Source organism: Haloquadratum walsbyi J07HQW2 (assembly GCF_000415985.1).
Taxonomy (GTDB): domain Archaea; phylum Halobacteriota; class Halobacteria; order Halobacteriales; family Haloferacaceae; genus Haloquadratum; species Haloquadratum walsbyi_B.
In genome coordinates, this window is sequence record NZ_KE356561.1 from 1,805,075 (window position 1) to 1,824,362 (window position 19,288).

Sequence of the window (19,288 nt, forward strand, 5' to 3'; positions counted from 1 at the left end):
CCGGAGAGCACCACGAATTGGAATAAATCCTGAGACATATACCATCTCATGTCACTGGTATATATGTGGGGCTCTACGATCGATATCTTTCACTCCGTCATCGATTTCATAATGCGAAGCCACCAGCACATGTAGCTGTAGTCATCACTGAACAGGATTTGCTCGAACAAGGCGCATATCAGACGCTTTCACGATTTTTTAATTGGGCATTTGAATACAGTGCAGCACGGGTAACAATCTCAGTGAGTGTTTTAGACGAGGCAGTGGTCCCGACGCTTGCCCGTGAGTTTCGCGATCTTACTACCCCACGGTCAGTGGTCGTTCGCCAGCCCGGTGATACCGAACCAGCGGATGCACCAATACAGGTCAATATCGGGTTAGGTGGTAAACGTGAATTTGCATCAGCTGTTCGCCAGGTTGCTGAAGCAGTTGATGATGGATCAATCGATCCAGACGCAGTTGATGCAGATACAATCGAGAAGCGACTTGTTTTTGCTGATGAACCGGATTTGGTCATCAAAACTGGGGCTGAACGACTTTCTGATTTCCTTATTTGGCAATCAGTGTATTCAGAATTGTATTTTACAGATGTGAACTGGCGGGACTTCCGTCGTCGGGATTATCTTCGCGCAGTGATTGATTATCAAAAGCGTCAGCGACGGTTTGGTCAATAATGTAGATGATTGTTGATGGAAATATGTGTTAATCGGCACTGTCAGTTGAATCGGCTGGAGAGTCACGTTGTCTGGAGAGTTCAGCGGTTACCTCACGAGCGCCTGTGGCAGACAGTTGCTTTCGGAGTCGTCCGGCGACTTGACGTGCATCCTCAATCTCAGTCTTAGCGACAGCTCTGACAAGTGCAACAGCACGCTCAGTGCGTGATTGTCGCCATGATTCTTCTCGCGACTCATATGTGCGAAGACCTCGCAGGAAGTCTGTTTTTGAAAATTCAGGCCAATACGGCGCACAAAAGTACACAGCTGCCTCATTTCCATTTGCATGCCATGGGAGGAAATTCGACGTTCTTTCATCGCCGCCTGTTCGGACAATCAAATCAACATCGCGCGTTGTATGTCTTGAGAGCCGACTCTCGACCGTTTTGGCATCAACTGTGGATGGCTCAAGTTCACCGGCATCGACATCGCGTGCCACACTACGAGCAGCACGGAGGAGTTCAGAGCGACCACCGTAGGCTAATGCGATATTAAGACGAAAATCATCGTATCCAGCGGTCTGTGATTCGGCGTATTTAACAGCTGTCTGGACTCGCTGTGGAAGTCGCTCAACGTCCCCAATAGCGCCGATTCGGACACAGTTTTCATGTGTTCGTTCTGCGTCGGCAAACTCGTATAGTTTCGATTCAATAAGATCAAAAAGTGGCTGTAATTCTGCATCTGAACGATTGAAATTCTCTGTTGAAAATGCATACAGCGTCAACTCTTCGATTCCAAGGTCCTCACACCATTCGAGGACTCGTTCTGTTGTCTGTGCGCCCTCATGATGACCTTTATGCGGATCATCACCCTGTTTTCTGGCATACCGGCGATTTCCATCTTGGATAATCGCAACGTGTGTTGGTCCTTCTGTTATTTGACGCCGGAGCGCTCGTTCATAGGCGCGCTGTATAACACCACGGACACGCCAAATCATACTCACAGGGAATGATACTGATTCATATGTGTCTTCTGTTTTATTCATTTGAAGAACGATGTTCTCATGTGTACTGATTCAAAATGAAATCTAGCATCTGAAGTGGATGAGACGAAATCTTTATCAGTATATTATCAGAGCAATATATCAGCAAGAAAAATAAACTCGGTTAACGGTTCGAATATCTCTATCTGACGGTAGCATGTATGAAATCAGAGTGCTGTTGAAGTGCGAGTGATACTTATTTTATGGACTCGTACATCTTATCATGACCGATTCTATAGATGAGGATCTTTATCAGCGAACGATGGCTCTCATCAAGCCTGGAGATGTTGAGCTCGTAGGAGCAATCGTGCATACGAATCTCGCTGGTGAGGAGGATCTTGAGATGCAAGAACTCACTGTTACAATTAATGACTGTCTCGCAGGTCATGCTGGAAAGGGAGATACATACATTTATGCTGGGAATGACTCCTCAGAATTTGCTTCAAATCAATTTCAAGGACTGACAATTGACGATGAGTCATTTGTATGGGAATGTCAACAGCTCCTTCGAGAGGGAACATTCGATCTTGTATTCTATTATAAATCCGGACCAGCGCAAGCAGCTGTCGCAGATGATCTTGAATCAATTGAACATGTAACTGATGTGACGACAGTTCCATAATTACGGCTGATCATAGCATCACTTTCCGTTTATATTATATTTTGAATTACTAATTGATGTATGTGTGTTTATGACCACTGAACGTTGAAATTTATACATGACTGAAACACAGGAGGATAAACGTAGCAATACCGCTGAGGATGGTGAAGAGTCTGATAAGACGGATGATATCACGCTGTCAACAGTAGATCGCGCTATTATCAATGGATTTCAGGGTGGGTTTCCAGTCATTGACCAGCCGTTTGAATTTGCTGCAGCCGCTTTAGCGGATCGGGGCATCGATATTGCACCAGAGGGGGTATTAAATCGAATTCAGACACTCAATAATAATGGCGTATTGAGTCGTTTTGGTGCACTGGTAAATGCAGAAGAGATCGGAGGGACAGCAACATTAGTCGCAATGCATGCCCCTCAGAGTCGATTTGATGCAGTTGCCGAGGCAGTAAACGATCATCATGAGGTCGCACATAATTACGAACGTGAGCACCCGCATCTCAATATGTGGTTTGTCGTGAGCGTCGCAGATGCCACGCAGGTTGAGAGGGTACTCAACGAAATTGAGCAAGAAACAGGACAGGAAACATATAATATGCCAAAACAACAGGAATTTCGTGTTGAGGCAAAGTTCCTCGTTGATGGTCCTATCGAAGATGGTGATATTGATTGTTCAAATATTGGTCCAACGCCAGAACCAATAGATCGACAGACGCTGACGCCCGCAGAGCGGGATCTAATTGTTGAGATTCAAGAAGGATTACCGGTTACCAAAACACCATATCGCGATGTTGCTGACGCCATTGATGCGGATCCATCATGGGTAATTGAGACGATTGCTCGGTTTAATCGCGAAGGCAAGATTCGGCGAGTCGGCGTGGTTCCGAATCATTACTCACTTGGATACACCGAGAATGGCATGACGGTTTGGGATGTCCCCGATACTCAGCTTGAGGCGGTTGGTCCGGCGATTGCCTCACTCCCATTTGTGACACATTGCTATCATCGACCGCGACACGAGGATGTATGGTCATATAATTTCTTTGCGATGACGCATGGTCGTTCTGTTGAGGAAAGTGAAAGACGAATCCAGATGATCCGTGAGAGGATGAGCAAACATTGGGAAGTTACTGATGATGATTGGGACTCACTGTTTTCAACACAGATTCTAAAGAAAACGGGTATTCGACTCGATGAACGCGCGACTGCAAATACAGCCTAACAGAGAATATCATATGTATGAGTATGGATGATTCAGAAAAAGTATGATAATTCAACATTGATTGTTAGGAAAATATAGAAAGGACAGTTTAGAAGGGAATGATCCCAGTATATCACGACTTTACTGAACAAAGAATTCTGATCTTTGGTGGCGGTCCTATCGGGGCTCGGAAAGCACGCCGATTTAGTTCTGAGGCGACCGTCATCGTCATTAGTCCAGCATTCGCTGAGGACAACTTTGCTACTGCAGAACTGGTTCGCGCCGCACCATCACCACCAGATGTCCGTGAGTGGATTGCACGAGCGGATCCAGCACTTGTTGTCACTGCAACAGATGATAATGGACTTAACGATAGCATTGCGAGTATCACACACGAAAATAAAGTTCTTCTCAACCGCGCCGACCGATCAGAGGCAAATTCCGACGACGATCGCGGCTCACATACGGCATATGATGTCATGATTCCAGCAACCGTCGAAGACAGTCCCGTTCAGGTTGCCATTTCAACTGGCGGTCGAAGCCCAGCGCTCGCCAAATATCTTCGAGAGCAAATAGAGACTGATATTACATCCGCTGGTGCAATGGCGACCCTCACTGCCGACCTTCGTGCCGAACTCCGAGAACGTGACTGTAGTCCATCAGTTCGTCGTGATGCGATTCGTGCGGTCGTTCGGGACCCAGACGTTTGGAAGGGTTTACGTACAGAGGAAATTAATCCACGTCAAGAGGCAACGCGCGTGGTACGTAAGATAATGGGAGATGAACGATGAATAAGGGGGTCATCTGTGGTGTGCGAGTTTCCCACAACCGTGCGAGCGTTGAAGAGATTGAACTCGCAGGTGAGAGAGATAGTCAAAGTATTATGGAGACGCTTCTCACACGTCAAGGAATCACCGAATCATTCGCTATTCAAACATGTAATCGGTCAGAAGCGTACGTTGTTGCCGATGGCGCAGTTGCAGGTCGACGTGCACTCGCGAATTTTGCACCCAGCGTGCGTGATGGTGCCGTCATTGAAATGTCTCATGAGGAAAGTCTCCGACATTTACTCCGAGTAGCAACCGGACTTGAATCGCTCGTATTAGGTGAGGATCAGATTCTCGGACAATTCAAACGCGCGGTTGAGATAGCCCGTGGGATTGGTGCACTCGGTCCTATGCTGGATGCTGGTGTGACAAAAGCAATTCATGTTGGTGAACGAGCACGAAATGAAACCTCGATTAATGAAGGTGCAGTCTCAATCGGATCCGCAGCTGTCCGACTAGCCGAACAGTCAATCGGACTCAAGGGTCGGAAGGCACTGGTTGTTGGTGCTGGTGAAATGGGTTCATTAGTCGCTGAGTCACTTGGATCGACTGATGTATCTGAGATTGTCATCGCAAATCGAACTATCGAGAACGCTGAGTCAGTTGCTGATACGATTAATACTGCATCTCATGCGGTATCACTTGATTCTCTGCAAGAAGTCATCAATGAGGCTTCAATTATCATGACCGCGACAGGCTATGCAGAGTATCTCATCAAGCCCGCAGATATTGATGGTACCGGTGAGACATTTATCATTGATCTTGCACAGCCACGAAACGTGCATCCAGCGGCTGCCGATATTGGGAACGCCATTGTTCGGGATATTGATGCTCTCGAGTCAATCACACAGGAAACAGAGGCATCTCGACAGGCTGCTGCACGAGAAGTTGATGCGATGATTGATAAGGAGTTTGACCGACTTCTGGAGTCATATAAGCGTCAGCGGGCTGATGAGGCAATCAGTGAAATGTATGAAGCTGCAGAGCATATCAAACGTCACGAGGTTGAAACAGCGCTTGAAAAACTGGAGACACAGGGCACATTAACCGATAGCCAGCGTGAGACAATCACATCAATGGCGGATACATTAATTAATCAGTTACTTGCAGCACCGACAAAGAGTCTCCGGGATGCGGCTGCTGAGGATGATTGGACGACGATTCAAACCGCTATGACGCTTTTCGACCCTGATTTCGGTGGCAGTGCACCGCAGCCGGATCGTCCTGATGATATCCCACGAGCAGCCGAGCGTGGCGACATTTCGGGTGATGACCTTCCTGATGATGTTCCAAATCACATCGCAGAGAAGATTTCTGATGGTTGAGTTACAGAGGTTACTCATCAAAGCGGTGTAGTAGTTAGTATCTGACACAATTTACTTGTCAGAGATTCGCTTTGCATGATAGCCGAACGATTATTGAGGTGGCATATCGTAGATAAATTTATTGTATGAGTACATTATTGTCTGATGAGGAAATCGAAACCGCCCTACCACCAGAATGGGAGCGCGATGGGGATGAAATCGTCCGAGTATTTGATTTTGATGCGTACCTTTCTGGTGTTGAGTTTGTATCAACAGTTGGTGAGATCGCTGAAGATGCATTTCATCATCCAGAGATCAGTCTTCGATATGGTGAGGTTGAAATTCGTCTCACGACTCACGATGCCGGTGGCATTACTGAGAACGATACTGATCTTGCGGCACGATTTGACGAGGCATACTAAATTGCGTTTAAGAAATTACATGATAGCGCACTCTAGATAATGATGAGTGAGACAGAATTTGAGGTTACTGTGGATAAGGATGGCACAGAGCTAAATCGGGATTCATCTACATACACAGCAACCGAACGGTCTGAATCACAGGTTATTGCTACTGAGTATGACTTTTGGCTGTTTGATTTCGATGGAACGATTGTTGATGTCGAATGGGAGTATACCCGCTCTGTGTTCGACCGTGTCGGCAACCAACTCGGGATGTCATTTAGTGATAATGAAGTTGAACAACTCTGGCATGGTCTTGGTGAGTCGCGGAATGCGCAGGTTCAATCTTTAGGGATAGACACAGATACTTTTTGGTCGGCTCTCCACGAGGTCGAAAATCCAACTGCCCGAGCAGAAGCGACATATCTCCACGACGATGCAGCAGTGCTTCTCAACGAATTACATGCGGCGAATATCCCTATTGGAGTTGTGACACACTGTCAATCGTTCCTTGCTGAACCGGTGGTTGACTATCTTGACATCGGAGACTGGTTCGATACCTTCGTGACCTGTACACCTGAGTTAGGATGGAAACCTGATCCAGATCCGGTATATCATGCAATTGAATCGCTTGGACAAGACCCATCAAAGCCTACAGCTGGGGTGCTTGCTGGCGATGCACCCAGTGATGTTGGAGCTGCATGGAATGCTGGACTCGCAGGGCTCCATATTGAACGCCACTCACCAGAACAACGTGGTCGGTGTGTGCTTGGTGATTATCGCGTTGACTCACTCGATCTGATACGACATCAAAATTCTATTCAGTAGTGAAAAACTGAATAATCTATCTGTGTGATAAACAGCTAGATATAGGTGTCAGTGTTCATATCCTGGGTATGAGTCAATATTTGTTGTATTAGAGTCAAGAGCATTCGATAGTTCCTGAACACCTGGTTTTTCGACACGGTCTGGATTAGCCTCTACAGTGACTTGCTGTATACCAACCGGAATGAATTCAAGACCACGTTCAGCCGCTGATATACGGAGACCTAATCCAACGTCTGCATTCCCTTGTATAACCGCTCGTGCAGGACTTTCAACACCTTTTGCCCCCCGTTCGTACCCTTGAATTGATTGTATGAGCTTTCGCCGAGAGACGTCACGATCATCTGCAAGTGACTCGACGGCTGTATCAAGCTCACGTCGTAGTCCTGAGTCAGCTCGACGATTAATAAATCGCTGATCCATCTGGATGATGTCGGCCAGCTCTTCGATATTGGCAGAATTTCCGGTTAAGACAAGAAGTCCCCATTCTCTCGTCCATGATCCGAGAGAAACAGTATCAAGAGACCGATTACCTTCCCCAGCAATAACGGCAATATCTGGGATACCATTGCGGAGTCGTCGTCGCCCCTCACGACTTCCGATAGCAAGGTATCGGGGGTTAGATAAGTTATCAAGAATCCGGGAGAAGACAGGATCATCCTCACCAATGCCAAACAATGTCGGTGGTCGGACATCTGGTGAGAATAACTCAACGGTGACAGACTCTCCTGCGGCGAGATACTCTGTATTGGGGTCAACAGCAACAACGCCGTCAGCCTCAACGAGTGATGTTGTTGCTCCTGATCCCTTATCAACGGGGTATACGAGTGTCTCACCCTCAACATTACTGACAGTACCAACAGGCATGAATCGCAATCGCCCTTCGGTATACCGTTCCTCAACAGCCATTGTCCCCGTAATTGTCGCCGTTTGTGGGTCCGATTGTCCAGCAGCCGATCGAATCGCAGGGGCAACAAACGTCCGGAAGATTGTGAGTGCTGAAACAGGGTATCCTGGAAGGCCAATGTATGCACTTCCATCGAGTTCGCCAACAAGCATCGGCTTTCCTGGTTTGACCGCAACACCGTGAAGTCGCAGGTTCCCACGTGATTCAATGACATTATAAATCACATCAACTGCCGATGCAGATGTCGACCCAGAGGATAGCACAAGGTCGCATTCGCCGGCTGCCTCAATGAGGAGCCGTTCCATCTCGTCGTAGTCATCACCAGTGTGTGGGTATAATTTCGTCTCACCACCGGCTTCCTCAACACCCGCAGCAATAGTGTAACTATTCACATCATATATTTGCCCACAGCTGGTGTCCAGTGGTGACCCTGGTCTGACAAGTTCATCACCTGTTGAAACAATTCCAACGGTTGGACGTCCACGAACAGGCACCGATTCAACACCAAGCGCCGAGAGGAGCCCGATTTCTCGTGGGGTGAGTTGTGTTCCCGGTCCTAATGCCCGTGTCCCAGCAGCGACATCAGTCCCAGCAATCATTACATTGTCGCCTGGTGCGACCGCATCACGCACGCGCACCGCCGACCCATCATCATGTTCCTGTGTTCGTTCGACAATTACGACGGCATCAGCGCCTGAAGGCATTACTGCACCCGTTGATATTTCTGCAGCTTCTCCTGATCCAACTGTGATATCTGGTGCTTCCCCAGCATGAACAGCACCGACACGCTCGAGATCAATGGGGGCAGCTTCACTGGCACCAAAGGTATCCTGACCACGGACGGCATATCCGTCCATACTCGCTCGATCAAATCCTGGGACGTCAATATCAGCATCAACGCGCTCTGCGAGCACACGACCACGAGCCGATGTCAATGAGACTGTTTCAGACAGTGCTGCGATTGGTAGATCATCAATGATTTTACGGACGGTATCTGGAGAAGCAAGATCACGAAATTCTCGTCGGTCACTCACGTTGACCACTCCCACTGTTCAACAGACACTGTCTCACCGGCGCTGAGCCCTTCCCGCGATTCAGGGACGATTACCCAGCCGTCTGCAAGTGCAACCGATGAAAGCACTCCCGATCCAGATGTCCGCGTGGGTGTCGCTATCGTTGATGTGGCATTATCAATGTCAGCGTCGGTATCAGTGTCTGTGTCAGTAACGGTTGCTTCCAGTTGAACCCGGGCGAACGTTCGCACTCCTGGCTCACTCGGGATTTTCTGTGAGAGCTGAGCCGATGTTGTTGGAGGTGACTCACACGGAAGATGCCCCATATACTTCAAAATCGGTCGAAGGAACTGCACCGCATTGACAATTGCTGCAACAGGATATCCAGGCAACATAATCACTGGAGTGCCTTCCACAACGCCAAGTGCAACTGGATGACCGGGTTTGAGTGCCACACCGTGCACAGACACTGATCCGAGAGTATCAACAATCTCCGGGACAAGGTCTCTTGTCCCTACTGAAGATCCGCCCGTCGTCACAACAACATCCTTTGTCAAATCCCGTTGGATAGCTGCACGGAGTGCGGCTGGGTTATCCGTAACAACATTTCGGTATGTCGTAATACCACCCCACCGGTTGGCAAGATGAGAAACAGTCAATCCATTTGTCTCAATGACCTCGCCGGGACCAGGGTCGGATTGAACGAGCTCCTCACCAGTCGGAATAACCCCAACAGTCGGGCGTTCATACACTGAAACACGATCGTGTCCAACTGATTTCAATAGTCCAAGATCTGAGGGTCGGAGTTGATGACCTGGATCATAGAGTGATTGTGCCTTTGAAACATCCTCACCGACAGATGCAACATTCTCGTGCTTAGTAACCGCATCAAACACCTCGATTTCGGTCCCGACTTGTGTCACCTGCTCTATCATCACGACCGCATCTGCCCCATCTGGAAGTGCGCTTCCAGTGTGTACACGAACTGCCTCACCAGGACCGACCGGTGTGTCTGGGACTGACTCAGCTGTGTCATCAGCTACTTGAAGCACTTTGGGTGAACGATCACCGGCACCGAACGTATCACGCGCCTGAACAGCCCATCCGTCCATCGCAGCACGTTCATAGTTTGGGACTGCTCGTGTCGCAGTGATAGATTCTGCAAGAACACGACTATCTACCCGTCCAAGTGATAAATCATCAATCCGCTCATGAGGGCTGATATCCTCTAATAGCTGACGACGGGCTTCTGCAACCTGTGTTCGGGTTTTGAATCCTGACGACCGGCGATTAGAGGCGTTCGCGGCGTCAGTGGCATCAGTACCATCCATAGATGATATTCTGGGTGCGCGTAGAAAAGTTTCTCCCGACATATCAGATCCAAATGTAATATGACGGGTCGATTAAATCTGAGTGTAGCTTACATTACGACATGATGAACACCTAGATAACTCACTAAGAATACCACCAGAGCACTATGTGACAACATAGGTGGAGTCATACTCTCACGTCGCCGTCAACCGCCGGCTTTTTCGACCTCCCGATGCTGGATTCATGTATGTCACCATTGCGGGATGCGTTGCAGGAACTTCCGTCCGCAGTTTTCGCCGATCTATTGGAGTCTGCGGACGCGTATCTTGTCGTCCTTGATCTCCCAGGCGTGACAGCTGACACAACAACGCTCAGCGCCGACCGAGGGCGGCTCTCTGTTGAAGCGCGGCGCCAAAAGAATCTTCCGTCAGGCGAAGACTTTCGTTATATCCGTGAGGAGCGATCGCTGTTTTTAGATGTTGATCTTCCGCTCCCACCTGATGCAACAGGTTCTGGTGCGTCTGCAGAAATGGACCGTGGAGTCTTAGAGATCACACTACCTAAACGAGATGCTGCTCCAGATCAGACAATCCCTATCTCGTCTCCTGAGGGCGTCTAAGACGTGATGGAGTGGTCACGGCGGTGAATCTTCGAGCGTACTGGCGGTTTCTCATTGTCATTCGACAATTCCTCCCGCTAATCGTTGCTTACACTCGCGATAGACGGAAATATGTCATTTTTGGTGGAACACGGAGTGCTGACGCCGAGACGCAGACAGCACGCGCTGAGATATTACTTGAATCATTACTAACACTTGGTCCGACATTCATCAAGCTTGGGCAACTGTTATCGACGCGCCCAGACGTTCTCCCTACAGAGTATATCGAGGTTCTCTCAAGTCTCCAAGATGATGTACCACCGGCGCCGTGGGCGGAGTCAAAAGTCGTTATTGAGGACGAACTAGGCCCGGTTGATGAAATCTATGATAATTTTGATCGTGAGCCAATCAGTGGAGCAAGCCTCGGGCAGGTGTACACAGCTGAGTACAATGGCGATCCTGTCGCGGTGAAGATCCGACGTCCCGGAATTGAAGCACTCGTTGAAGCGGACCTCCGGGTTGTGAGATGGTCATTACCAATTGTTAGACGATTTATTGGGCAAGGTCGTGCATTTTCACTCGAAAATCTTGCCGATGAGTTTGCAAAAACGATTCGCCAGGAAATGGATTATGACCGTGAACGCCAGATCTTACAACAGATTCGGTCAAATTTCATGTCAGTTGAGGATATCCGAATCCCTGAGGCAGTCGAATCACGCTCAGGATCCCGCGTGCTAACAATGGAGTACCTTCCAGGAACAAAAATCAATAATATCGAGGAACTGGATGAAACGGGGCTTAACCGCACGAAATTAGCTGAAACGCTTCAAGAAGTGTATTTGCAGATGATTATTGGAGATGGAGTGTTCCATGCCGACCCACACCCGGGGAATTTAGCGGTGGCTGAAACCGGTAAAATCATTTTCTATGACTTCGGGATGTCAGGGACTGTTGATCCGTTTATTCAGGACAAGATAATCGAGTTCTATGTTGCTGTTGCGAATCAGGATATTGATGGAATTCTTGATGCACTTATTGAGATGGGGACACTCTCACCAGAGGCAGATCGGGAAGTAATGGGAAATATCATGCAACTAGCAATTGCTGATGCCCGCGGTGAGGACATTGAGCAGTATCGTGTACAGCAAATCGTTGATCAGGTTGAATCAACAATATATGAATTCCCACTGAGACTTCCACGTAACCTTGCGTTGGTTCTTCGTGTAGCAACAGTCGTTGAGGGTGTTTGTGTAACACTTGATCCGGATTTTGATTTTATTTCTGTTGCGACGGAGTATATTGAATCAGAAGGATATTATGAAGAGACAGCCCGAAAGCTCATTTCGGATGCAGGCACACAAACACAGGATACGGCACGGGCACTTGTTGAAGTGCCACCGAAGCTCAACGGGGTGCTTGACCGGATTGAGCGCGATAATCTTTCTGTGGATGTTCGACTTCAAGATGACAATAGTGTCATAGACCGACTTGCAAGACGAATTGTGTATGGGCTATTTGTCGCCGTGGGAGCACTCTCAACAGCGATTCTTTATGCCTTCGATCAGTCAAGTGTAATTCCAGCGGCTGTTGCAGCAGTATTGACGCTTCCTGTAATCATTGCGTTATATCGGTCATTTCGATCAAAACGTGGGGTTCAGGCAAAGCCACAATTTACACGACAGAGTATGCGAGAACGCCGCGGTCGTGAATGAGATACTCGCAGTTGATGTTGTGCATGTATGATATGGCGGTATGTCCGCTGTAAGATCACAACCGTCATCTTATCGATATATGTTGTCGAATACTAATTATCATATTATACTGATGGTAATATTGACGCTGGTTCCAAACCGTTTATACCGGCTAGACCAGTACCGTAGTCTATGCCGAGAGAGCAGAAGCAGGTCCGCGAACTGCAAGAAGGCAGTTACGTAATGATGGATGAATCTCCGTGTGAGATTAACGCGTACAGTACGGCAAAACCTGGTAAGCACGGAAGTGCAAAGGCTCGAGTTGAAGGGAATGGGGTTTTTGATGATCGCAAACGGTCACTTTCACAGCCGGTTGATGCGAAGGTATGGGTCCCAATTATTGAGCGGAAGCAGGGACAAGTTGTCTCAGTAACTGGGTCTGATGCACAGATAATGGATCTAAGCACGTATCAGACCTTCACAATGCGGATTCCTGAAAATCAAGATATGTCGCCTGATGATGAAATAGAGTATCTTGAATATGAAGGACAGCGAAAAATTGTCTAATCATAGATCCTTGTAATGTTCCCTGGGAGCAGAGAGTCCATTGAGCGTGACGATGCTGCATATGTCGTTATTGGAGCGCCATTGGACGTCTCAACATCGTTTCTTCCAGGAACTCGATTTGGTCCCGATCGTATCCGACAGTTCGCTCGTCCATTTGATGACTATGATCGGCGGACCGACCTGCACTTTTCTGCGTGTGACGTTATTGATGAAGGTGATGTGCGTGCATGGAATGATACCACAGAGTATCTTGAGTGGCTCAATGGTGAACTTACTACCATCACCCGTGATGATGCGCTTCCAGTGTTACTTGGAGGAGAACATACTATTTCCCGGGCAGGTGTTGATGCGGTGACGCCAGATGTATTCGTCTGTCTCGATGCACATCTCGATTTACGTCAGACATACGATGGGAATACGGACAGTCATGCGACAGTAACGCATCATATTACCGAGATGGATACGATTGAAGAGGTGATTATCATCGGCGCTCGAGCCGGTTCAGAGGCTGAATGGGAACGTGCAACAGCCCCGGATGTGACTATTGTATCACCAGCGGATATTACCGCAGGATTCGATGTGAGCACGTGGATTGGTGATCGATCGAGTTATCTCAGTGTAGATATCGATGCGGTTGATCCAGGATTTGCACCTGGGACTGGGACACCCGAGCCTGGTGGAATTACACCGCAGAATGCAAGAGAAATTGTTCGAACCGCTGCAGGCTCAGCAGTTGGGTTTGATATTGTTGAGGTCACTGATCGCGATGATGGGCAGACAGCGAGTCTCGCTGGGAAGCTTGTGCGTGATTTTGTTTATTCACATCGCGCGGCGACAATACAACGCACAGATAATGAAACGTAGCCGTTTATGTGAGATGAAGTTCATGGAAGATATAAGGCTCAAACCCCGATCCTGCCCTTTAGGGCGGAGAGGATGTCAAACGGAGTCAAGATATGTGGATGCAAGCGCATCAAGTGCCTCATGATGTTCTGTTGTGTGTGGAGCTGTCAACGGTGATACTGAGACATGTCCATCGACGACAGCACGGCGATCCGTTCCGGTTGGGTCGGGAATATCATTCGTTCGCATTCGCTCCCAGACACGATCATGTAGTGTTATTGTCCCATTGTCATCATGTTCAGCCGTCATATCATAAATCCTCGAAGGACGTGTGATTTCGAGGGTTGCCGGGTCGCCATTTGATGCCACTGGAGCATTGATATTGAGATAATCTGCTTGCTCAAACACACCAGCATCGAATGCATGTCGAGCAAGGTATGTACTTACTTGACTCGCATCAGCAAATGCTGATACTTCTGTTGCCTGCTCATGCCATGGAATGTCGCCACCGCCGGGAATATACATCGACACTGCCATTGCCGGAACATCAAAAAAGGTTGATTCAACAGCTGCGCTGACAGTTCCAGAGCGACCCAGAACATACTCACCGATATTGGCACCTTTGTTACATCCAGCAACGACAAGATCAACACCTGGACAAAGCACCTCTACACCGGCAACAACGCAGTCCGCTGGGGTACCATCGATTCCATATCCCCAGTCGTGTTCATGAATCGTAACGTCTGAAGATAATTGCCGACCAACCGCACTTTGATCGTCTGTCGGGGCAACAACAGTAACTTCTGCAATGTCGGTGAATGATTGGTATAATGCTTGAATGCCGACAGCATCAATACCGTCATCATTTGTCAGGAGAATCGAAAGAGACTCGCTCATACTGATACTCTGTACGGCGAGTGAAAAGATGTACCGCACGCTCCGGTTAATTATGATGTTCTGAGTTCTCAGTCATATCCAACGAGAATGCCAGTGTGTGTTTATGAGTGTGGGCTAGGAATTCTTCTGCAGACTTTAGCACAGACATGGGTAGTAGTGCACAGATTATAGGATCAGATCTCAATGTTTTCAGGCGTGAGAAGATGTCAAGCGATGATATCAACTACAGAGCTATCATCGACAACAAGATTGTAAGCACCCTTATCGTCATTCCAAAGACAAAGGACGTTCTCGAATGAGAGTACAGCACCATACTCTGCGGTGAAAAGCGATTTTGTGAGAGTGTCTCTAACTGTTACAACTGCATAATGATCGGTTGTCTGACTTCCATCGCCGATTTTGAACACAGGATTATCATTGCCAGAAGCTCCTGCACTTGGATAGCTTTGCCCACGTCTATGCTGATCAGAATGCTGTGTGTGTGACTCAGTAAGGTCATGACTCAATTTCACCGCTAAAAGATCAATCCGGTTTGTAACGTGTGTCTCCATTGCTTCCATTGTAGCGTGTCGTTGAGGGTTAGCGGAAACGGGTGCTCGGGTGGTTCCATCCCGCCGGATAATCGTGTATGAGAACTGAACGGTTTCATTACGGAAGGTCCCGTCACCAGCAGTCTCTGAATTACCAGTTGCCTGCTCGGACACTGCTGTTTCAGATGCATCCACTGTTCGTGGTGCATCATCAAGTCGCTGTTGTGTCGGTGGTGCTGTAATCATCGGACAACGATCAAATGACCACCCGCGGTCTGATGGTGTTTTCCTAGACCATAATCGAAGTGTTGGAGCATAAACCGTCGCGTCTATATCCTCATCAGACGCCGTGGCTGCTGGAAGGTCATTTACTATATCAGATCGCACATACTCATCATTATGCTCTGACGTCACATTTGTTGATGACCCACCTGTTAGCATTCGCTCAATATGTCGAAGATTAATGCTGGTGTGCTTATCAGCTGGGGCGAGTCCAATGAATGACCCATCACTGGTAATCGCAGATAAGTACTGTTTGGCAACAACGTATGGATCATCAAGTTCGTTCAAAACGTTTGCAAAGAGAATCAAGTCAAATGGACGCTCATCGTCTATGGACTCAATGCTAGTAGGATTAAATGACTCTGCAGACTTACGATGGACTGTTGTTCGGAAATTCCGCCGAGTTTTGCCGAGGATATCTGTGAGTATATTGACCCCGGCGGACGGTTCGACAGCGTGATACTCAACCAGGCTACTTTCTGGGAGATAATCGTGGATACCAACTGCTGGACCACCGGCTCCCGCTCCGACATCAAGGATACGAAGGGTTTGTGAGAGACATCCTTGTTCAAGTAAATCATCAAGAATGTACCCGATTGCCGCATAATAATCAGCAAAATGATATATTGCATATCCAAGCGCGACGGTTTGATCATATTCGACGGGATTTTGCTGATAATAATCCATTTTAAGCCGGCGAATTGTTGACCGCAACGTCATACCGGAGTCACCGCGATACCATTCAGGACCGAATTGATCCACAAGATGATCAGCAATGACATCGTCATATCGACGAGGAACCACATCTGGTTGCCACATTGGATCCGGAATAGGATCCGTCGGAGCAGGGACGAATGTCCCATCAGCCCGTTCTCTCAATCCAAGGTCAAACGCCTCTTCACGAAGGGTTTCGCGAACAACTGCTGGGTGTGGTCGGTCCTCGATGTATTCATAAATTTCATTTGGGTCAATAGGGCGGATATTACGGAGATATTTTGCATTCGTTCGGACAGCCTCACGATCAATCATATGTGTTCACCCGCCTGGATGTATAGCTGTTCAAACGTTTCAGGATCGGCATCAGCGAGGCGACGAGCAGCTGTTGCAACCTCATCAGCGCCTTGGAACGTTGTCTGTATTTCTTGATACACACGGGGAGTCCCATTGGTCACAGTCGTAACAATGTCATCAAGTGCACGCGAAACAGGCGTTGCAAATTCATCACGCACATTCGAAGCGGCAATGGCGTATGCAAGCACAGCCGCATGTGCATTTGCTTGGACGGTCTGCATTGCCCTATCATGTTCATCTGGGGTAGTTTCAAATATGTGATTGCCTGCTTTAGCAATCGTGTCAATGATAGTATCAGTAACCGGACCAGGGGCATCGGGAACAAAAGCAATGTTTCCTGGTGCGTTTTCAGCTGCGAATAGTGGGTGCAGACTGTACCGCTCAAGATGTTGACAGTGTGTCTGCATCATTTCAACTGGTGTCTGCATCACTCCGGTGATATCAAAGATTGCTTGCTCTGCTTGCGCTGCGCGATTGATAATTACAGATTCAATTACAGTGATTGGAACAGCAAGACAAACAGCTGAGAATGTTGCCGTCGTCTCGCCTGTGATAGCCTGGACGGTTCTATCGGATGAAATATAGTCTATATTCTGCTGAATTGTCTCTGCTGCTGCTACTGCAATTGCGTCGTCACGATCGACGAAGGTGACATCAAACGACTGGAGAAGCGTTTGAGCTATCCAGCGACCCATCTCACCAGCGCCGACCACGAGTATCTCCATTGTCATAATCTATGTGTTGCTGTCGGCAAAAATAGTTCGATGAATCGATTGGATTATGAGAAATAACAATACCGAATTAAGCGAGTAGTTGACACAAATATGCACCCGTTCATCATTGCTAGAATGTGTCCATCCAAAGTTGATAATAAAAGCTAATGACTCTGAGGCGAATTAAACAGCCTCACTGTAAGGGTCTATAGTTTTGATGATTTCTTGACCCGTAAGCGAGTGCGCCCTAGTTCAGCCACAATTGATTTGTGGTTATCACGGTTTGTATTGCTCAGTATGCATCAGCACATATTGCACTAAATATCAGAGTTCATCCCTTCCAGTGGATCAGAAAACCCGTCGTCGAAACTTGTGGGGCACTATTAATTAGAAATTACTGCGCCCCAAGTGGTGTAATCGGGTATGTTGTCAAGTTCTCTGCGCCAGACTCGGTGACGACTACGAGATCCTCAATTCGAAGCCCTCCGACGGCAGGATCGTATATCCCCGGCTCCACAGTAATCACATGTCCAGGCTTGAGTTCGCCTCCATCAGGGCTGACACGAGGGAGTTCGTGAACATCTAAACCAACACCGTGACCTGTTGAGTGAATAAAGCCAGTTTCTGCGGTAGGATCGGACCGAAGTGTGGATATGCCGGCGTCTTCATATATGTCACAGACAGTATTATGAATTGATTTACCAGTAACACCAGGTTCAATCGCGTCAATCGCTGTTGTAAGTGCGTCTTGTGTGAGTTCAAACCAGTTACTGAGCGTCTCATCAGGTGTTCCTTTCAGAAATGTCCGAGTCATATCTGCATGATAATGCGTTTCTTTTGATCGCGGGAAAATATCGACTACAATTGGTTCGTCGACATGAAGCGGTCCATGACCACGATTATGTGGGTCAGCCGCATCAGAGCCACAGGCGACGATCGTTTCATCAAGCGCACACTCATGTCGCAATAATGTCGTTTCAATTGCTTGCTTTATTCGCTCACTGCTAAGTATCTCATTATCGTAATATAGAATCTCGTCATCGACGGTCGCCGAATCAATGAGCGTTGCTGCAGTTTCCATTGCTGCCTCATTTGCTGTTTGTGCGTCTCGAATATGCTCAATCTCTGTTTTCGTTTTTTGTGCACGAATTGTCGTGACTACATCATCACTCTCAGCACTAACCGAAAGGTCGTGTTCACGGAGATTATCAGCAGGTCCGATCGGGAAGCGTTCTGGCGTCACAACGGATTTCACATCGTGTTCTTGAAGCCACTCTGCAGTGACGCGTGCTTTGGCGGTCGTAGCATCGTATTCGCTTGCAATTGATCGATAATCATAATCTGCAAGTCGCGAAACGTCGTCTGCTCGACTCTCTGTTTGTGCTCTTCCATACTCCAATGCAGAAACAAGGAGCGCTGTTGTGTCAGGCGTATAAACTGTGATAAATGGGTCAGGCGCGTCAAATCCAGAGAGATATCGCTGTGTAGAACTTGACCCATCCGCGTTGACGAGATAGCCATCAGCATCTATCTCGTCAAGATATGCATCGAGAGCTGAGAAGTCAGGATCGGAAGTAGATTGTGTGTTTGTGCTGGAGTCGTCGTTCGAATTTGTATCTGTATTTGCGTTCATGATATGTATGCGTCCGTGAGGAGCGTTGTGAGTGAATCGGACGTATTAGTTTAGTATATGTTGTGTTAAAGAGAAAGCATTCAGGGTATTTAGGCAGACATATGCTATCATAGTGTCTGTGACCGTGACACTCCGAATGATAATTATCTGCGCATTAGCTGGCATATCACAGCTAAGTGATGCAGAATAATAACAAGATCAGATAGTGAAGTACCTCCGGGGACAAGCCCCAAGCCGAGGCTTCGCCGTTTTGGAGTCAACGTCACACCACACCCGCAGGCGTGGGCGAGTTTCAGTCCTCCCGAGATTTTCTTTTTCGGTGAGGAGTCGGCTGGAAGTAAGTTGACTTGACACCCGAACAGC

18 protein-coding genes are annotated in these 19,288 nt (G+C 47.9%); 11 read left to right on the forward strand and 7 right to left on the reverse strand.

What is annotated here, in order from left to right; genetic code table 11:
- The first annotated feature begins 65 nt into the window (after nucleotides 1-65).
- Nucleotides 66-674 carry an undecaprenyl diphosphate synthase family protein gene (locus J07HQW2_RS08400; protein ID WP_021055024.1) on the forward strand — a complete coding sequence of 203 codons (609 nt, stop codon included), beginning with the start codon at nucleotides 66-68 and terminating at the stop codon, nucleotides 672-674.
- A gap of 28 nt (nucleotides 675-702) precedes the next feature.
- Here the strand turns inward: J07HQW2_RS08400 and uppS are convergent, their stop codons facing one another.
- Nucleotides 703-1,650: a polyprenyl diphosphate synthase gene (gene uppS, locus J07HQW2_RS08405; RefSeq protein WP_048075565.1), complete on the reverse strand. Its 948-nt coding sequence runs from the start codon at nucleotides 1,648-1,650 to the stop codon at nucleotides 703-705.
- A 268-nt stretch (nucleotides 1,651-1,918) separates the two neighbouring features.
- Here uppS and J07HQW2_RS08410 point away from each other — a divergent pair, with 268 nt between their 5' ends.
- From J07HQW2_RS08410 to J07HQW2_RS08435, 6 genes are all read left to right on the forward strand, one after another.
- Entirely contained in the window at nucleotides 1,919-2,317 is a 399-nt protein-coding gene (locus J07HQW2_RS08410) for a DUF5778 family protein (RefSeq protein ID WP_021055026.1), read from the forward strand.
- 97 nt (nucleotides 2,318-2,414) lie between these two features.
- The gene (locus J07HQW2_RS08415; RefSeq protein WP_021055027.1) at nucleotides 2,415-3,533 is read left to right on the forward strand and encodes a siroheme decarboxylase subunit beta; all 1,119 of its coding nucleotides are present in this window, start codon (nucleotides 2,415-2,417) and stop codon (nucleotides 3,531-3,533) included.
- A gap of 98 nt (nucleotides 3,534-3,631) precedes the next feature.
- Complete coding sequence (locus tag J07HQW2_RS08420) at nucleotides 3,632-4,303, forward strand: precorrin-2 dehydrogenase/sirohydrochlorin ferrochelatase family protein (RefSeq protein WP_021055028.1); 672 nt, start codon at nucleotides 3,632-3,634, stop codon at nucleotides 4,301-4,303.
- Entirely contained in the window at nucleotides 4,300-5,664 is a 1,365-nt protein-coding gene (gene hemA, locus J07HQW2_RS08425; protein WP_021055029.1) for a glutamyl-tRNA reductase, read from the forward strand. The genes J07HQW2_RS08420 and hemA overlap by 4 nt, the downstream gene beginning before the upstream one ends.
- A gap of 125 nt (nucleotides 5,665-5,789) precedes the next feature.
- The gene (locus J07HQW2_RS08430) at nucleotides 5,790-6,065 is read left to right on the forward strand and encodes a 4a-hydroxytetrahydrobiopterin dehydratase (protein WP_021055030.1); all 276 of its coding nucleotides are present in this window, start codon (nucleotides 5,790-5,792) and stop codon (nucleotides 6,063-6,065) included.
- A 42-nt stretch (nucleotides 6,066-6,107) separates the two neighbouring features.
- Entirely contained in the window at nucleotides 6,108-6,872 is a 765-nt protein-coding gene (locus tag J07HQW2_RS08435) for an HAD family hydrolase (RefSeq protein WP_021055031.1), read from the forward strand.
- A 48-nt stretch (nucleotides 6,873-6,920) separates the two neighbouring features.
- On the opposite strand, the gene J07HQW2_RS08440 is transcribed toward J07HQW2_RS08435, so the two are convergent.
- On the reverse strand, nucleotides 6,921-8,810 hold the full coding sequence (locus tag J07HQW2_RS08440) for a molybdopterin biosynthesis protein (RefSeq protein WP_021055032.1): 1,890 nt from the start codon (nucleotides 8,808-8,810) through the stop codon (nucleotides 6,921-6,923).
- Nucleotides 8,807-10,120 (reverse strand): molybdopterin molybdotransferase MoeA, encoded by a 1,314-nt coding sequence (gene glp / locus J07HQW2_RS08445; protein ID WP_021055033.1) that lies wholly within the window; start codon nucleotides 10,118-10,120, stop codon nucleotides 8,807-8,809. The genes J07HQW2_RS08440 and glp overlap by 4 nt, the downstream gene beginning before the upstream one ends.
- A gap of 227 nt (nucleotides 10,121-10,347) precedes the next feature.
- Here glp and J07HQW2_RS08450 point away from each other — a divergent pair, with 227 nt between their 5' ends.
- The 4 genes from J07HQW2_RS08450 (at nucleotide 10,348) to speB (ending at nucleotide 13,820) form a co-directional block, all read left to right on the forward strand.
- Nucleotides 10,348-10,719, forward strand: a complete 372-nt coding sequence (locus J07HQW2_RS08450) for an Hsp20/alpha crystallin family protein (protein WP_021055034.1) — start codon at nucleotides 10,348-10,350, stop codon at nucleotides 10,717-10,719.
- A gap of 11 nt (nucleotides 10,720-10,730) precedes the next feature.
- Nucleotides 10,731-12,410 (forward strand): ABC1 kinase family protein, encoded by a 1,680-nt coding sequence (locus tag J07HQW2_RS08455; protein ID WP_021055035.1) that lies wholly within the window; start codon nucleotides 10,731-10,733, stop codon nucleotides 12,408-12,410.
- Nucleotides 12,411-12,581: 171 nt separating this feature from the next.
- Complete coding sequence (locus J07HQW2_RS08460) at nucleotides 12,582-12,956, forward strand: translation initiation factor IF-5A (RefSeq protein WP_021055036.1); 375 nt, start codon at nucleotides 12,582-12,584, stop codon at nucleotides 12,954-12,956.
- A gap of 15 nt (nucleotides 12,957-12,971) precedes the next feature.
- Nucleotides 12,972-13,820: an agmatinase gene (speB, locus tag J07HQW2_RS08465; RefSeq protein ID WP_021055037.1), complete on the forward strand. Its 849-nt coding sequence runs from the start codon at nucleotides 12,972-12,974 to the stop codon at nucleotides 13,818-13,820.
- A gap of 75 nt (nucleotides 13,821-13,895) precedes the next feature.
- Here speB and surE read toward each other — a convergent pair whose 3' ends face one another.
- The 4 genes from surE to J07HQW2_RS08485 form a co-directional block, all read right to left on the reverse strand.
- Nucleotides 13,896-14,696 (reverse strand): 5'/3'-nucleotidase SurE, encoded by an 801-nt coding sequence (gene surE, locus J07HQW2_RS08470; protein ID WP_021055038.1) that lies wholly within the window; start codon nucleotides 14,694-14,696, stop codon nucleotides 13,896-13,898.
- 206 nt (nucleotides 14,697-14,902) lie between these two features.
- A complete protein-coding gene (locus J07HQW2_RS08475) occupies nucleotides 14,903-16,537 on the reverse strand; it encodes a DUF8157 domain-containing protein (protein ID WP_021055039.1) in 1,635 nt (544 codons plus the stop codon).
- Complete coding sequence (locus tag J07HQW2_RS08480) at nucleotides 16,534-17,304, reverse strand: 3-hydroxyacyl-CoA dehydrogenase NAD-binding domain-containing protein (protein ID WP_048075206.1); 771 nt, start codon at nucleotides 17,302-17,304, stop codon at nucleotides 16,534-16,536. Before J07HQW2_RS08480 ends, J07HQW2_RS08475 begins: the two co-directional genes overlap by 4 nt.
- 382 nt (nucleotides 17,305-17,686) lie before the next feature.
- On the reverse strand, nucleotides 17,687-18,925 hold the full coding sequence (locus tag J07HQW2_RS08485) for a M24 family metallopeptidase (RefSeq protein ID WP_021055041.1): 1,239 nt from the start codon (nucleotides 18,923-18,925) through the stop codon (nucleotides 17,687-17,689).
- Nucleotides 18,926-19,288 lie beyond the last annotated feature (363 nt).

Excerpts from the sequence above, each read along its gene's own strand:
- uppS (WP_048075565.1), bottom strand. The coding sequence starts at position 1,650 with ATGATTTGGCGTGTCCGTGGTGTTATACAGCGCGCCTATGAACGAGCG.
- J07HQW2_RS08410 (WP_021055026.1), top strand. The coding sequence starts at position 1,919 with ATGACCGATTCTATAGATGAGGATCTTTATCAGCGAACGATGGCTCTC.
- J07HQW2_RS08415 (WP_021055027.1), top strand. The coding sequence starts at position 2,415 with ATGACTGAAACACAGGAGGATAAACGTAGCAATACCGCTGAGGATGGT.
- J07HQW2_RS08420 (WP_021055028.1), top strand. The coding sequence starts at position 3,632 with ATGATCCCAGTATATCACGACTTTACTGAACAAAGAATTCTGATCTTT.
- hemA (WP_021055029.1), top strand. The coding sequence starts at position 4,300 with ATGAATAAGGGGGTCATCTGTGGTGTGCGAGTTTCCCACAACCGTGCG.
- J07HQW2_RS08430 (WP_021055030.1), top strand. The coding sequence starts at position 5,790 with ATGAGTACATTATTGTCTGATGAGGAAATCGAAACCGCCCTACCACCA.
- J07HQW2_RS08435 (WP_021055031.1), top strand. The coding sequence starts at position 6,108 with ATGAGTGAGACAGAATTTGAGGTTACTGTGGATAAGGATGGCACAGAG.
- glp (WP_021055033.1), bottom strand. The coding sequence starts at position 10,120 with ATGGATGGTACTGATGCCACTGACGCCGCGAACGCCTCTAATCGCCGG.
- J07HQW2_RS08450 (WP_021055034.1), top strand. The coding sequence starts at position 10,348 with ATGTCACCATTGCGGGATGCGTTGCAGGAACTTCCGTCCGCAGTTTTC.
- J07HQW2_RS08460 (WP_021055036.1), top strand. The coding sequence starts at position 12,582 with ATGCCGAGAGAGCAGAAGCAGGTCCGCGAACTGCAAGAAGGCAGTTAC.
- speB (WP_021055037.1), top strand. The coding sequence starts at position 12,972 with ATGTTCCCTGGGAGCAGAGAGTCCATTGAGCGTGACGATGCTGCATAT.
- surE (WP_021055038.1), bottom strand. The coding sequence starts at position 14,696 with ATGAGCGAGTCTCTTTCGATTCTCCTGACAAATGATGACGGTATTGAT.
- J07HQW2_RS08475 (WP_021055039.1), bottom strand. The coding sequence starts at position 16,537 with ATGATTGATCGTGAGGCTGTCCGAACGAATGCAAAATATCTCCGTAAT.
- J07HQW2_RS08480 (WP_048075206.1), bottom strand. The coding sequence starts at position 17,304 with ATGGAGATACTCGTGGTCGGCGCTGGTGAGATGGGTCGCTGGATAGCT.
- J07HQW2_RS08485 (WP_021055041.1), bottom strand. The coding sequence starts at position 18,925 with ATGAACGCAAATACAGATACAAATTCGAACGACGACTCCAGCACAAAC.